Here is a 13464-nt window from a genome sequence, read left to right as displayed (position 1 = left end):
CAGTCGCGGATGACTGACCTACCAGGGCTCCACACCATCAGGTGAGGAGCCGACGACGGAAAGAACTGGAGATCCGGTGCCTACCATTCAACAGCTCGTTCGCAAGGGACGCAGCTCCAAGCGCGCGAAGGTGAAGACCCCTGCGCTCAAGGGCTCACCCCAGCGTCGCGGCGTGTGCACGCGTGTGTACACAACCACTCCGAAGAAGCCGAACTCAGCCCTCCGTAAGGTTGCTCGTGTGCGCCTTTCGTCCGGCATTGAGGTTACGGCGTACATTCCCGGTGAAGGCCACAACCTGCAGGAGCACTCGATCGTGCTCGTTCGTGGTGGTCGTGTGAAAGACCTCCCCGGTGTCCGCTACCGTATCGTTCGCGGTTCACTTGATACTCAGGGCGTGCGCGGTCGCCAGCAGGCCCGCTCTCGCTACGGCGCGAAGAAGGAGAAGAAGTAATGCCTCGTAAGGGCCCGGCTCCCAAGCGCCCCCTCGTTGATGATCCGGTGTACGGCTCCAAGGTCGTTACCCAGCTTGTCAACCGTGTTCTCCTCGACGGCAAGAAGACCGTCGCCGAACGCATCGTCTACGGCGCACTCGAAACGGTCCGCGAACGCACCGAGCAGGAGCCCGTCTCCGTGCTCAAGCGCGCGCTGGACAACATCCGCCCCGCGCTGGAGGTTCGTTCCCGCCGAGTCGGTGGCGCAACCTACCAGGTTCCCGTTGAGGTTCGTCCCGCTCGTGCGACGACGCTTGCTCTGCGCTGGCTCGTTGACTTCTCTCGTCAGCGTCGTGAGAAGACGATGACCGAGCGCCTCGCGAACGAGATCCTCGATGCGTCCAATGGTCTTGGCGCCGCTGTCAAGCGTCGCGAGGACATGCACAAGATGGCCGAGTCGAACCGCGCGTTCGCTCACTACCGCTGGTAAGGCACCGGGTGGCGAGGGCGACTATTCGCCCTCTTCACCTGGATGTTCCCGGCATCCTCACCCATAAACTTCGAACGAAGGAACCACACTCGTGGCACAAGAGGTGCTCACGGATCTCAACAAGGTCCGCAACATTGGCATCATGGCTCACATCGATGCCGGCAAGACAACCGTGACGGAACGTATCCTGTTCTACACGGGTATTAACTACAAGCTCGGCGAAACCCACGACGGCGCATCAACGACCGACTGGATGGAGCAGGAGAAGGAACGCGGCATCACGATTACGTCTGCTGCCGTGACGTCCTTCTGGAAGGGCAACCAGATCAACATCATCGATACCCCCGGACACGTTGACTTCACCGTTGAGGTTGAGCGCTCACTGCGCGTCCTCGACGGCGCTGTCGCAGTGTTCGACGGTAAAGAAGGTGTTGAGCCGCAGTCCGAAACCGTGTGGCGTCAGGCCGATAAGTACGGCGTTCCGCGTATCTGCTTCATCAACAAGATGGACAAGATGGGCGCCGACTTCTTCTTCTCGGTGTCCACCATCAAGGATCGCCTCCACGCAACCCCGATCGTCATGCAGGTGCCGATGGGTGCCGAAAATGACTTCGTTGGCAACATTGACCTGCTGACGATGGAAGCCCTGACCTACCCGGCCAAGGACGACAAAGGACAGCCGACCCTCGGCTCCCTCGTTGTTCGCGGACCGATCCCCGAGGAATACCAGGCTCAGGCCGAGGAATACCGCGAGGCCCTCATCGAGGCCGCCGCCGAGGGTTCTGACGAACTGACCGAGGCCTACCTTGAGAACGGTGAACTCACCATCGACCAGATCAAGGAAGGCATCCGTGCTCTGACGGTTTCCGGTCAGGCGTTCCCCGTTTACTGCGGTACCGCCCTGCGGAACATGGGTGTTCAGCCCGTGCTCGATGCGGTTGTTGACTTCCTGCCGACCCCGCTCGACATCGGTGATGTCAAGGGCTTCCTGCCCGGTTCAGATACCGAAGAAGAAACCGAGACTCGTAAGCCTGATGAGAACGAGCCGCTGTCGGCCCTTGCCTTCAAGATCGCCGCGCACCCGTTCTACGGCAAGCTGACATTCGTCCGCGTGTACTCCGGCAAGATGGAGTCGGGCGCCCAGGTTCTCAACTCCACCAAGGGCAAGAAAGAGCGTATCGGGAAGATCTTCCAGATGCACTCCAACAAGGAGAACCCGGTTGATGCTGCCCACGCGGGTCACATCTACGCGGTTATCGGCCTCAAGGACACGACGACAGGTGACACCCTGTGTGCACAGGACAAGCCGATCGTCCTCGAATCCATGACCTTCCCCAAGCCTGTGATCCAGGTTGCGGTTGAGCCGAAGTCAAAGGCTGACCAGGAGAAGATGGGCGTCGCGATCCAGAAGCTGGCCGAAGAGGACCCAACCTTCACCGTTGAGCTGGATCCGGAAACCGGCCAGACGATCATCGGTGGTATGGGTGAGCTTCACCTCGACATCATCGTTGACCGTATGCGTCGCGAGTTCAAGGTTGAGGCGAACGTCGGCGCTCCGATGGTTGCCTACCGTGAGACCATCCGCAAGACGGTTGACAAGTACGAGTACACCCACAAGAAGCAGACCGGTGGTTCCGGTCAGTTCGCGCGCGTCATCATCGCGCTCGAGCCGATTCCCGCCGACTCTGAGGAAGAGTACGAATTCGAGGACAAGGTCACCGGTGGCCGCGTTCCTCGCGAGTACATTCCGTCTGTCAACGCGGGTATTCAAGACGCCATGCAGTCCGGTGTTCTTGCCGGCTACCCGATGGTTGACATCAAGGCGACGCTGCTTGACGGCGCCTACCACGAGGTTGACTCTTCGGAAATGGCGTTCAAGGTTGCCGGGTCGATGGCCTTCCGCGAGGCCGCGAAGAAGGCAAGCCCCGTTCTCCTCGAGCCGATCATGGCCGTTGAGGTTCGTACTCCCGAAGAGTACATGGGTGATGTCATTGGCGATCTGAACTCCCGTCGTGGTTCAATTTCTTCGATGGATGAGCAGCACGGTGTCCGCGTTGTCAAGGCGCAGGTGCCGCTGTCAGAAATGTTCGGTTACGTCGGCGACCTGCGTTCCAAGACGCAGGGCCGCGCGGTTTACTCAATGGAGTTCGACTCCTACGCTGAGGTTCCGCGCAACGTTGCCGACGAAATCGTTGGAAAGTCTCGGGGCGCTTGAGTCCCACCGGGGTTGGCTCGCTGAGTCTGTTCCGCAGCTCAGACTACGGCGATGAAGCGAGCCGCCTCACACCAATAAAATCCCTGTAGGTCTCAGGCCCTAGTGGGTGTTAGAGTGACACCTAGCCAAAGGCTGAGAAATCTACCCGAGTCCAGGAGGACACAAGTGGCGAAGGCCAAATTCGAGCGCACCAAGCCGCACGTCAACATCGGCACGATCGGTCACGTTGACCACGGCAAGACGACGCTTACCGCTGCAATTACCAAGGTGCTGCACGACAAGTACCCCGAGCTGAACGACTACACGCCGTTCGACCAGGTCGACAACGCTCCTGAGGAGCGCGACCGCGGTATCACCATTAACGTTTCTCACGTTGAGTACCAGACCGAGCAGCGTCACTACGCACACGTTGACGCCCCCGGTCACGCTGACTACGTGAAGAACATGATCACCGGTGCTGCTCAGATGGACGGCGCGATCCTCGTTGTCGCCGCCACCGACGGCCCGATGGCGCAGACCCGCGAGCACGTTCTGCTTGCTCGCCAGGTTGGCGTTCCGACGATCCTCATTGCCCTCAACAAGTCCGACATGGTCGACGATGAGGAAATGCTGGAGCTCGTTGAGGAAGAATGCCGCGACCTGCTCGAGTCCCAGGGCTTCGATCGTGAAGCTCCGATCATTCAGGTTTCCGCTCTCAAGGCTCTTGAGGGTGACCCCGAGTGGACCAAGAAGGTCGAAGAGCTCATGGACGCTGTGGACGAGTTCGTCCCGACCCCCGAGCGCGACATGGACAAGCCGTTCCTCATGCCGATCGAGGACGTCTTCACCATCACCGGTCGTGGCACCGTTGTCACCGGCCGTGTTGAGCGTGGCAAGCTCGCCATCAACTCCGAGGTCGAGATCCTCGGTATCCGCGAGCCTCAGAAGACCACCGTCACCGGTATCGAGATGTTCCACAAGTCGATGGACGAAGCATGGGCAGGCGAGAACTGTGGTCTGCTGCTGCGCGGCACCAAGCGTGACGAAGTTGAGCGCGGCCAGGTTGTGGCTGTCCCCGGTTCGATCACTCCTCACACGGAGTTCACCGGCCAGGTCTACATCCTCAAGAAGGACGAGGGTGGCCGTCACAACCCGTTCTTCTCGAACTACCGTCCGCAGTTCTACTTCCGTACAACCGACGTGACCGGCGTCATCACCCTCCCCGAGGGCACCGACATGGTCATGCCTGGCGACACCACGGAAATCTCCGTCGAGCTCATCCAGCCGATCGCTATGGAGCCGGGCCTCGGTTTCGCTATCCGTGAGGGTGGCCGCACCGTTGGTTCCGGTCGTGTGACCGAAATCTCCAAGTGATCCGGTAGGGTCTCAGACCCGCTGATCTCACACATGAGGGACCCCAGTCTTCGGACTGGGGTCCCTTTGTGTTTGCCTGACATTCGATGCTTGAGAGCCGCCGGCGTAGCAATGAATTTTTGCAGTGTGACGTTTTTGGCTTGAAATAGGCTCATAAGGCTGCTTTTTCGCCGTTTGTGTCGCAATGAATCTATTCGTTGTGACGTAGTCGGCCACCACAGTGGGTGCTGGCTGAATACACGTGACCTCGCCTGGGAGTCTTAAGCAAGGCGATAAAAGCACAGTGACGCACCGAATAAGGCGAGTCTCACATCCACAGGATTTTGCGACACGCCCGAGCGCGGGGTAGTGTATTTACCCGGTGCTACAAAGGGAATCAACGCCTCAGTGGTGATGAACCCGGTAGCAAGAGATCCAGATCGGCCTGTTGGACGATTCACACGCTCAATGTGAGTGACGCACTTGTCTGAGTGCGTATGAATCTGGAAGACTGGCACGGTTGCCTCGCGCACGCGAGGCATTGTTATCCGGTCACCCGACCGGTTGACACGGGCATTCCGCCCAAGATCTTTAGACAAGACAACGGTCCGCCTCCCGACAGACGGGGGAACCGCGAATAGGTGAGCCAAACGGCACATGACGTAGCGGGGACCGGTGACGAATCTGTACGAGAAGAGGTAAGACGGCATGGCGGGACAGAAGATCCGCATCCGGCTCAAGTCGTATGACCACGAGGTCATCGATAGCTCCGCGCGCAAGATCGTGGACACCGTGCAGCGTGCGGGCGCCACAGTCGTGGGCCCGGTGCCGCTGCCGACCGAAAAGAACGTGTTTGTCGTCATTCGGTCGCCCCACAAGTACAAGGACAGCCGCGAGCACTTTGAAATGCGCACTCACAAGCGGCTTATCGACATCATCGACCCGACGCCCAAGGCCGTCGACTCGCTCATGCGTCTCGATCTGCCGGCGGACGTCAACATCGAGATCAAGCTCTGAGGACTTCTGCAATGACAACTGACAATAAGCAGCACGCTGGCGCGCCTGTTAAGGCGCTGCTCGGCCGCAAGCTCGGCATGACCCAGGTGTGGGATGCCGAAGGCCGCCTCGTGCCCCTCACTGTCGTGCAGGTCGGCACCAACGTTGTGACGCAGCTGCGCACAGAAGAGACTGACGGCTACACCGCTGTTCAGATCGGTTTCGAAGAAATCGATGCGCGCAAGGTCACCAAGCCCCTCGCGGGCCATTTCGCAAAGGCTGGCGTCGCGCCTCGCCGTCACCTCACTGAGGTTCGCACCTCCGCGGCTGACTCTTTCGAGCTCGGCCAGGAACTCAATGCGGACATCTTCGAGGCCGGTCAGAGTGTTGACGTTTCCGGCAACACCAAGGGCAAGGGCTTCGCCGGCGTCATGAAGCGTCACGGCTTCGCCGGCGTTTCCGCCTCCCACGGTGCACACCGCAACCACCGCAAGCCCGGCTCTATCGGCGCCTGCGCGACCCCCGGTCGCATCTTCAAGGGCCTGCGTATGGCTGGTCGCATGGGTAACGTGCGCCGGACCGTTCAGAACCTCAAGGTCCAGGCCGTCGACACCGAGAAAGGCCTGCTGCTCATCAGCGGCGCCATCCCGGGTCCCAAGAACGGCGTGGTCCTCGTTCGCTCCTCAGTGAAGGGTGCGTGATCATGTCTGACGTTCGTACCGTCGACGTTGTCGATATCGCCGGTCAGAAGACAGCTTCGGTTGAGCTGCCCGCCGAGATTTTCGACGTTCCAACCAACATTCCGCTGATGCACCAGGTTGTTGTCGCTCAGCTTGCTGCGGCACGCCAGGGCACGCACGCAACTAAGACGCGCGGCATGGTGTCCGGTGGTGGCAAGAAGCCGTTCCGCCAGAAGGGCACCGGTAACGCTCGTCAGGGCTCGATCCGTGCGCCGCACTTCACCGGCGGTGGCGTTGTCCACGGCCCGCAGCCGCGTTCCTACGATCAGCGCACCCCGAAGAAGATGAAGCAGGGCGCTCTGCGTTCGGCTCTGTCTGATCGTGCCCGCGCCGATCGTATTCACGTCGTGACCCAGCTCATCGAAGGCGAAAAGCCGTCGACCAAGGCTGCTCTCGCGTCGCTCAAGGCCATCGTCGATGACCGCCAGGTCCTCGTCGTTATCGATCGCAACGATGAGCTCACCGCTCTGAGCTTGCGTAACGTCCCCGAGGTTCACGTCCTGTGGGCGGACCAGCTGAACACGTACGACGTCCTCGACGCCGACGACGTGATCTTCACGCAGGCTGCCTTTGAGGCCTTCCTCGGCACCAAGGAGGAGACCAAGTGAGCACGATCGAAGCGGAAAAGAATCCGCGCGACATCATCCTCAAGCCTGTGGTGACGGAAAAGTCCTCGGTCCTCATGGATCAGGGCAAGTACACCTTCGAGGTTGATCCCCGAGCGAACAAGACCGAGATCAAGATCGCGATTGAGCGCATCTTCGGTGTCAAGGTCGGTTCCATTGCCACCCAGAACCGCAAGGGTAAGACCTACCGCACGCGTGACGGGCTGGGCAAGCGTAAAGACGTTAAGCGAGCCATTGTCACGCTCCGTGAGGGCTCCATCGATATCTTCGGCGATCAGGCCTGAGACCCGGAGGGATAGACAGACATGGGAATCCGTAAATACAAGCCCACGACTCCGGGTCGTCGCTTCTCGTCGGTCTCCGACTTTGTCGAGATCACGCGCAGCGAACCTGAGAAGTCTCTGCTGCGGCCGCTGCACAAGACCGGTGGACGCAACTCCAATGGTCGCGTGACGTCGCGTCATCGCGGTGGCGGTCACAAGCGTCAGTACCGCGTCATTGACTTCCGTCGTCACGACAAGGATGGCGTTCCCGCGGTCGTCGCTCACATTGAGTACGACCCGAACCGCACCGCTCGTATTGCTCTCCTGCACTACGCCGATGGTGCCAAGCGCTACATCCTCGCCCCGGCGGGCCTCAAGCAGGGTGACCGCATCGAAGCTGGCGTTGGCGCCGACATCAAGCCGGGCAACTCGCTCCAGCTGCGCAACATCCCCCTGGGTACCGTTGTGCACGCCGTTGAGCTTAAGCCCGGTGGCGGCGCGAAGATTGCGCGCTCCGCGGGATCCTCGGTCCAGCTCGTTGCGAAGGAAGGCGCTTACGCGCAGCTGCGTATGCCCTCCGGCGAAATCCGCAACGTGGAAGTTACCTGCCGTGCAACCATCGGTGAAGTTGGCAACGCTGAGCAGTCCAACATCAACTGGGGTAAGGCTGGCCGCATGCGGTGGAAGGGCAAGCGCCCCCACGTTCGTGGCGTCGTCATGAACCCGGTTGACCACCCGCACGGTGGTGGTGAAGGCCGTACCTCCGGTGGCCGTCATCCTGTCAGCCCCTGGGGTAAGCCCGAGGGTCGTACCCGTCGTCCGAATAGGCCGAGCGATCGCCTGATCGTTCGCCGTCGTAAGACCGGCAAGAACCGCTAAGTAGGAGTCGATAAATATGCCACGTAGTTTGAAGAAGGGCCCGTTCGTCGACGACCACCTGCTCAAGAAGGTCGACGCCGCTAACGAGTCGGGTTCGAAGAACGTCATTAAAACTTGGTCGCGCCGCTCGGTCATCACCCCGGATTTCCTGGGCCTGACCATTGCCGTGCACGACGGTCGTAAGCATGTCCCCGTCTTCGTCACTGAGTCGATGGTGGGCCACAAGCTCGGTGAGTTCGCTCCAACGCGTACTTTCCGTAGCCACGACAAGGACGATCGAAAGGGACGTCGGCGCTGAGCCGGCTCCTACGGAAGAAGAGGCAGATTTCATGGAAGCCAAGGCGCAGGCGCGTTACGTTCGCGTCACGCCTCAGAAAGCACGTCGAGTCGTGAACGAAGTTCGCGGAAAGGCTGCTCTCGAGGCCGCCGACATTCTGCGGTTCGCCCCGCAGGCCGTCGCCACCGATGTCCGCAAGGTGCTGCTCAGTGCCGTGGCCAACTCGAAGGTCAAGGCTGAGCTAGCCGGAGAAACCTTCAACGAGGCAGATCTCCAGGTTCTGGAAGCCTACGTTGATGAAGGTCCCACAATGAAGCGGTTCCGCCCTCGGGCCCAGGGCCGTGCGGGACGTATCCTCAAGCGGTCCAGCCACATCACCATCGTTGTGGGCACGAAGGAAGACAAGAAGAAGGGAGACCACTGAGATGGGCCAGAAGGTTAACCCCACTGGGTTCCGTCTGGGAATCACCACTGACCACCGGTCTCGCTGGTTCTCCGACTCCACCACCAAGGGTCAGCGCTACTCGGATTACGTTGCCGAGGACGTCGCGATCCGTAAGACACTGGTCGATAGCCTCGAGCGCGCAGGCATCGCGAAGGTTGACATTGAGCGTACCCGTGACCGTGTGCGCGTCGACCTGCACACCGCTCGCCCCGGTATCGTCATCGGTCGCCGTGGAGCTGAGGCAGATCGTCTTCGTCAGAGCCTTGAGAAGCTCACCGGCAAGCAGGTGCAGCTCAACATTCTCGAGGTGAAGAACCCCGACATTAACGCCCAGCTCGTTGCTCAGGGCATCGCCGAGCAGCTCGCCGCCCGCGTGTCATTTAGGCGCGCGATGCGTAAGGGCATTCAGTCCGCACAGCGTGCGGGAGCCAAGGGCATTCGTGTCCAGGTCTCCGGTCGTTTGGGCGGCGCCGAAATGAGCCGTTCCGAGTTCTACCGCGAGGGTCGCGTGCCGTTGCACACGCTCCGCGCGAACATCGACTACGGATTCCACGAGGCACGCACGACCTTTGGTCGCATTGGCGTCAAGGTCTGGATCTACAAGGGTGACATCACCGAGCGTGAGTTCGCTCGCCAGCAGGCCGAGCAGGCCAACCGAGGCGGACGCCGCGGGGATCGCCGTGGCGGACCTCGTCGAGGCGGACGCAACACCCAAGACAATACCCAGCAGCAGACCAAGGCTCAGGCCGAGGCACCCGCTGCTGCCGAGACCGGATCGGAGGCCTGAGCCCCAATGCTCATTCCCCGTCGGACAAAGTACCGTAAGCAGCACCGTCCCCACCGCACAGGCAATGCCAGCGGCGGCACCGAACTGGCGTTCGGCGATTTCGGAATTCAGGCTCTCGAAGGCGCGTACATCACGAACCGTCAGATCGAGGCCGCTCGTATCGCCGTGACACGTCACATCAAGCGTGGCGGCAAGGTGTGGATCAACATCTTCCCGGACCGCCCGCTGACCAAGAAGCCCGCCGAAACCCGTATGGGTTCCGGTAAGGGTGCTCCCGAGTGGTGGGTTGCCCCCGTCAAGCCGGGACGAATCCTGTTCGAGCTGGGTGGTGTCGATGAGGCACTCGCTCGCGAGGCTCTGCGCCGCGCCCAGCACAAGCTCCCAATGAAGACCCGCTTCGTGGTCCGAGAGGGTGGTGACATCTGATGGCCGACAAGGGTCTGACCGCCGCCGACCTCGATGCCATGGACGACGCCCAGCTGTCCAAAGAACTCGAGAAGGCAAAAGCCGAGCTATTCAACCTGCGTTTCGCGCAGGCCGTCGGTAGCCTCGAAGATCACGGACGCATGAAGACCGTGCGTCGTAACATTGCCCGGATCTACACGATTGCGCGCGAACGGGAGCTTGGCTACCGCACCGCCCCGAGCACTGAGGAGTGACCGAGATGGCTGAAACAACCCAGCGCAATGAGCGCAAGGTCCGTCGTGGCTACGTTGTCAGCGACAAGATGGACAAGACAATTGTCGTTCAGATTGAGGACCGTGTGAAGCACGCTCTCTACGGCAAGGTTATGCGCAAGAACAAGAAGGTCAAGGTTCACGATGAGGCCAATGAGGCCGCCATCGGCGATCTCGTCCGCATCATGGAGACCCGCCCGCTGTCAGCGACGAAGCGCTGGCGTCTGGTGGAGATCCTCGAAAAGGCGAAGTGATCTTCGCCCCTCAGACCAAAATCCGTTCGGCAAGGCTCGGCTGGACTGACCTTAGGGTGAGTCCAGCAGAGAACCGGCTCGACGACAGGAGTCAAAAGAAATGATTCAGCAGGAGTCGCGACTGAAGGTCGCCGATAACACTGGTGCTAAGGAAATCCTCACCATCCGTGTTCTCGGTGGCTCGGGTCGACGCTACGCGGGCGTTGGCGACACGATCGTCGCCACCGTCAAGGATGCGATCCCCGGCGGCAACGTTAAGAAGGGCGAGGTCGTCAAGGCCGTCGTCGTCCGTACGCGCAAAGAATCCCGCCGCGCTGACGGTTCCTACATTCGCTTCGATGAGAACGCGGCCGTCATCATCAACTCGAACGGCGAGCCGCGTGGCACGCGTATCTTCGGCCCGGTTGGCCGCGAGCTGCGCGACAAGAAGTTCATGCGTATCGTCTCCCTCGCACCGGAGGTGATCTGATCATGGCAGCCAAGATCCGTAAAGGTGATCTTGTTGAGGTCGTTCGTGGACGTACCTCGGATGAGAAGGCACTGGAGAAGCGCAATGCCCGTCGCCTCGAGGAAGGCCTTGAGCCCCTCAAGCCCGGCGACAAGGGCAAGCAGGGACGCGTCATCAAGGTGTTCCCGGCCGAGCAGAAGGTGCTTGTCGAGGGCGTGAACCTCAAGACACGTCACGTGCGTCAGGGCCAGACCCAGGGATCCACCGGCGGCATCGAGACGATCGAAGCACCGATCTCGCTGTCAAAGGTTGCTCTGGTTGATCCTGAGACCAAGCAGCGCGTCCGCGTTGGTTTCCGTGAGGACACCGTTGAACGCGACGGCCGTACCCGTACGGTTCGCGTCCGCGTGACCCGCGGTGGTGCTAAGCGCGGTATCGAGCAGGGCAAGGAGATCTGACAATGGCCCCTCGTCTCAAAGAAAAGTACGTTTCAGAGATTCGTTCCGCGCTGCGTGAAGAGTTCAAGCACGAGAACATCATGCAGGTTGGTGGACTGACGAAGATCGTCGTCAACATGGGTGTTGGAGAAGCTGCGCGCGACTCCAAAGCTCTTGAAGGTGCGATCCGCGATCTCACCGCGATCACCGGCCAGAAGCCGATGACCACGAAGGCGAAGAAGTCCATCGCGCAGTTCAAGCTGCGTGAGGGCCAGCCGATCGGCGCTCATGTGACGCTGCGCGGTGACCGCATGTGGGAGTTCCTCGACCGTTTACTCTCGACGGCTCTTCCGCGTATTCGTGACTTCCGTGGCCTGTCCCCGAAGCAATTCGATGGACACGGAAACTACACCTTCGGTCTGACGGAACAGTCAATGTTCCACGAGATCGACCAGGACTCGATTGACCGAGTGCGCGGCATGGACATCACGATCGTCACCTCGGCCTCGACCGATGAAGAGGGGCGTGCGCTTCTGCGCCACCTCGGCTTCCCCTTCAAGGAGGACTGATCATGGCGAAGACGTCTCTGAAGATCAAAGCCGCTCGTCAGCCGAAGTTCGGCGTGCGCGGCTACACCCGGTGCAACCGTTGCGGTCGTCCGCGTTCGGTGTACCGCAAGTTCGGACTGTGCCGCGTGTGCCTTCGCGAGCTCGCCCTGCGTGGCGAACTCCCCGGAGTCACTAAGAGCAGCTGGTAATACTGACGTCGCAGGTCCCGGTGCGCCGGAGAAACCGCGACGAGGAAGGGGAATGAAACCCCATGACAATGACCGATCCCATCGCAGACATGCTGACGCGTCTGCGCAATGCGAATCGTGCGCACCACGATACGGTGTCGATGCCGTATTCGAAGCTGAAGAACGCGATCGCCGAGATCCTCGTCGAAGAAGGCTACATTGCCTCCATTTCCGTCGAGGACGCACGTGTTGGCAAGACGCTGACGCTGACACTCAAGTACGGCTCACACCGTGAAGCCGCCATCGAGGGTCTTGAACGCGTTTCTAAGCCGGGTCTGCGCGTGTATGCCAAATCCACCAACCTGCCCAAGGTCCGCGGCGGCCTGGGCGTGGCCATTCTGTCCACGTCCTCCGGTCTGCTCACCGACCGTCAGGCAGCCGATAAAGGTGTAGGCGGGGAAGTCCTCGCTTACGTCTGGTGATGAGGAGGCTGAATAATGTCGCGAATTGGTAAGAATCCGATCGCTGTCCCCGGAAACGTTGAGGTGTCCATCAACGGCTCTGACGTCAAGGTCAAGGGCCCCAAGGGCGAACTTCACCACGTGATTGCCGCTCCGATCACCGCTAAGGTTGAGGACGGCCAGATCCTGGTTGAGCGTCCCAACGACGAACGCGATTCTCGCGCTCTGCATGGCCTCACCCGTACCCTCATCGCCAACATGATCATTGGCGTGACAGAGGGATACAAGAAGCAGCTGGAAATTACCGGTACCGGTTACCGCGTTGTTGCCAAGGGCAAGGGCATTGAACTGTCCCTCGGTTTCTCGCACACCGTCCCGGTTGAGGCTCCCGAAGGTATCGAGTTCTCCGTTGAATCTCAGACGCTGTTTACCGTGTCGGGTATCGACAAGCAGCTCGTCGGTGAGACCGCAGCTCGCATCCGCAAGCTGAAGAAGCCTGAACCCTACAAGGGCAAGGGTATCCACTACGTGGGCGAGACGATCCGTCGCAAGGTCGGAAAGGCTGGTAAGTGATGGCTTACTCGATCAAGGGCAAAGGCAAGGTTGTTGCGCGCAAGCGTCGCCACCAGCGCCTCCGCAAGAAGATTCAGGGCACGGCCGAACGGCCCCGCCTGGTCGTCACTCGTTCCAACCGTCACATGGTTGCTCAGGTGATCGACGACACCGTCGGTCACACCCTGGTGTCTGCTTCCGACATGGAAGAGGCACTGGCTTCGCAGGCCGGCACCAAGGTGGAGAAGGCCCGCAAGGTTGGCGCGCTCGTTGCCGAGCGTGCGAAGGACGCCGGCATTTCGTCGGTCGTCTTTGACCGTGGTGGAAACAAGTACTCCGGCCGCGTCGCGGCTGTCGCCGAAGCCGCCCGTGAGGGCGGACTCGAGCTGTGAACGAGCCTCAAGGAAAGCGAGAATAC

The 13464-nt window shown here is 60.6% G+C and carries 22 protein-coding genes; all 22 read left to right on the top strand.

Going from position 1 to position 13464, the window contains the following annotated elements:
- The first annotated feature begins 76 nt into the window (after nt 1-76).
- The 22 genes from rpsL to rplR all read left to right on the top strand — a co-directional run bounded on the left by rpsL (nt 77) and on the right by rplR (nt 13438).
- Nucleotides 77-451 (top strand): 30S ribosomal protein S12, encoded by a 375-nt coding sequence (gene rpsL, locus G7Y41_RS08100; RefSeq protein WP_022867497.1) that lies wholly within the window; start codon nt 77-79, stop codon nt 449-451.
- A complete protein-coding gene (gene rpsG / locus G7Y41_RS08095; protein ID WP_005962255.1) occupies nt 451-921 on the top strand; it encodes a 30S ribosomal protein S7 in 471 nt (156 codons plus the stop codon). The genes rpsL and rpsG overlap by 1 nt, the downstream gene beginning before the upstream one ends.
- 91 nt (nt 922-1012) lie before the next feature.
- Complete coding sequence (gene fusA / locus G7Y41_RS08090) at nt 1013-3136, top strand: elongation factor G (RefSeq protein ID WP_165216472.1); 2124 nt, start codon at nt 1013-1015, stop codon at nt 3134-3136.
- 165 nt (nt 3137-3301) lie between these two features.
- Nucleotides 3302-4489, top strand: a complete 1188-nt coding sequence (gene tuf / locus G7Y41_RS08085; RefSeq protein ID WP_165216471.1) for an elongation factor Tu — start codon at nt 3302-3304, stop codon at nt 4487-4489.
- A gap of 687 nt (nt 4490-5176) precedes the next feature.
- On the top strand, nt 5177-5485 hold the full coding sequence (gene rpsJ, locus G7Y41_RS08080; protein ID WP_003790631.1) for a 30S ribosomal protein S10: 309 nt from the start codon (nt 5177-5179) through the stop codon (nt 5483-5485).
- Between the two features lie 11 nt (nt 5486-5496).
- The gene (rplC, locus tag G7Y41_RS08075; RefSeq protein ID WP_165216470.1) at nt 5497-6165 is read left to right on the top strand and encodes a 50S ribosomal protein L3; all 669 of its coding nucleotides are present in this window, start codon (nt 5497-5499) and stop codon (nt 6163-6165) included.
- A 2-nt stretch (nt 6166-6167) separates the two neighbouring features.
- Entirely contained in the window at nt 6168-6812 is a 645-nt protein-coding gene (gene rplD, locus G7Y41_RS08070) for a 50S ribosomal protein L4 (RefSeq protein ID WP_165216469.1), read from the top strand.
- Nucleotides 6809-7114: a 50S ribosomal protein L23 gene (gene rplW, locus G7Y41_RS08065; protein ID WP_165216467.1), complete on the top strand. Its 306-nt coding sequence runs from the start codon at nt 6809-6811 to the stop codon at nt 7112-7114. Before rplD ends, rplW begins: the two co-directional genes overlap by 4 nt.
- Nucleotides 7115-7135: 21 nt before the next feature.
- Entirely contained in the window at nt 7136-7972 is an 837-nt protein-coding gene (rplB, locus tag G7Y41_RS08060; RefSeq protein ID WP_165216466.1) for a 50S ribosomal protein L2, read from the top strand.
- 16 nt (nt 7973-7988) lie between these two features.
- A complete protein-coding gene (gene rpsS / locus G7Y41_RS08055) occupies nt 7989-8270 on the top strand; it encodes a 30S ribosomal protein S19 (RefSeq protein WP_003790621.1) in 282 nt (93 codons plus the stop codon).
- A gap of 31 nt (nt 8271-8301) precedes the next feature.
- Nucleotides 8302-8673: a 50S ribosomal protein L22 gene (gene rplV, locus G7Y41_RS08050; RefSeq protein WP_165216465.1), complete on the top strand. Its 372-nt coding sequence runs from the start codon at nt 8302-8304 to the stop codon at nt 8671-8673.
- Nucleotide 8674: 1 nt separating this feature from the next.
- On the top strand, nt 8675-9481 hold the full coding sequence (rpsC, locus tag G7Y41_RS08045; protein WP_165216464.1) for a 30S ribosomal protein S3: 807 nt from the start codon (nt 8675-8677) through the stop codon (nt 9479-9481).
- A gap of 6 nt (nt 9482-9487) precedes the next feature.
- Nucleotides 9488-9907, top strand: a complete 420-nt coding sequence (gene rplP / locus G7Y41_RS08040) for a 50S ribosomal protein L16 (RefSeq protein WP_165216463.1) — start codon at nt 9488-9490, stop codon at nt 9905-9907.
- Nucleotides 9907-10140, top strand: a complete 234-nt coding sequence (rpmC, locus tag G7Y41_RS08035) for a 50S ribosomal protein L29 (protein WP_165216461.1) — start codon at nt 9907-9909, stop codon at nt 10138-10140. Before rplP ends, rpmC begins: the two co-directional genes overlap by 1 nt.
- Before the next feature lie 5 nt (nt 10141-10145).
- Complete coding sequence (rpsQ, locus tag G7Y41_RS08030) at nt 10146-10412, top strand: 30S ribosomal protein S17 (RefSeq protein ID WP_165216459.1); 267 nt, start codon at nt 10146-10148, stop codon at nt 10410-10412.
- A 100-nt stretch (nt 10413-10512) separates the two neighbouring features.
- Nucleotides 10513-10881: a 50S ribosomal protein L14 gene (rplN, locus tag G7Y41_RS08025; RefSeq protein ID WP_165216457.1), complete on the top strand. Its 369-nt coding sequence runs from the start codon at nt 10513-10515 to the stop codon at nt 10879-10881.
- Between the two features lie 2 nt (nt 10882-10883).
- A complete protein-coding gene (gene rplX, locus G7Y41_RS08020; RefSeq protein WP_165216455.1) occupies nt 10884-11318 on the top strand; it encodes a 50S ribosomal protein L24 in 435 nt (144 codons plus the stop codon).
- Between the two features lie 2 nt (nt 11319-11320).
- Complete coding sequence (gene rplE / locus G7Y41_RS08015) at nt 11321-11866, top strand: 50S ribosomal protein L5 (protein WP_165216453.1); 546 nt, start codon at nt 11321-11323, stop codon at nt 11864-11866.
- A 2-nt stretch (nt 11867-11868) separates the two neighbouring features.
- Nucleotides 11869-12054, top strand: coding sequence for a type Z 30S ribosomal protein S14 (locus G7Y41_RS08010; RefSeq protein WP_165216443.1), 186 nt, complete (start codon nt 11869-11871; stop codon nt 12052-12054).
- Between the two features lie 62 nt (nt 12055-12116).
- Nucleotides 12117-12515 carry a 30S ribosomal protein S8 gene (rpsH, locus tag G7Y41_RS08005; RefSeq protein WP_165216441.1) on the top strand — a complete coding sequence of 133 codons (399 nt, stop codon included), beginning with the start codon at nt 12117-12119 and terminating at the stop codon, nt 12513-12515.
- A gap of 15 nt (nt 12516-12530) precedes the next feature.
- Nucleotides 12531-13067 carry a 50S ribosomal protein L6 gene (rplF, locus tag G7Y41_RS08000; RefSeq protein WP_165216438.1) on the top strand — a complete coding sequence of 179 codons (537 nt, stop codon included), beginning with the start codon at nt 12531-12533 and terminating at the stop codon, nt 13065-13067.
- On the top strand, nt 13067-13438 hold the full coding sequence (rplR, locus tag G7Y41_RS07995; protein WP_165217732.1) for a 50S ribosomal protein L18: 372 nt from the start codon (nt 13067-13069) through the stop codon (nt 13436-13438). Before rplF ends, rplR begins: the two co-directional genes overlap by 1 nt.
- Nucleotides 13439-13464 lie beyond the last annotated feature (26 nt).

The organism is Schaalia sp. ZJ405, from assembly GCF_011038885.2.
GTDB lineage: Bacteria > Actinomycetota > Actinomycetes > Actinomycetales > Actinomycetaceae > Pauljensenia.
This window is presented reverse-complemented; position numbering and strand designations above follow the sequence as displayed.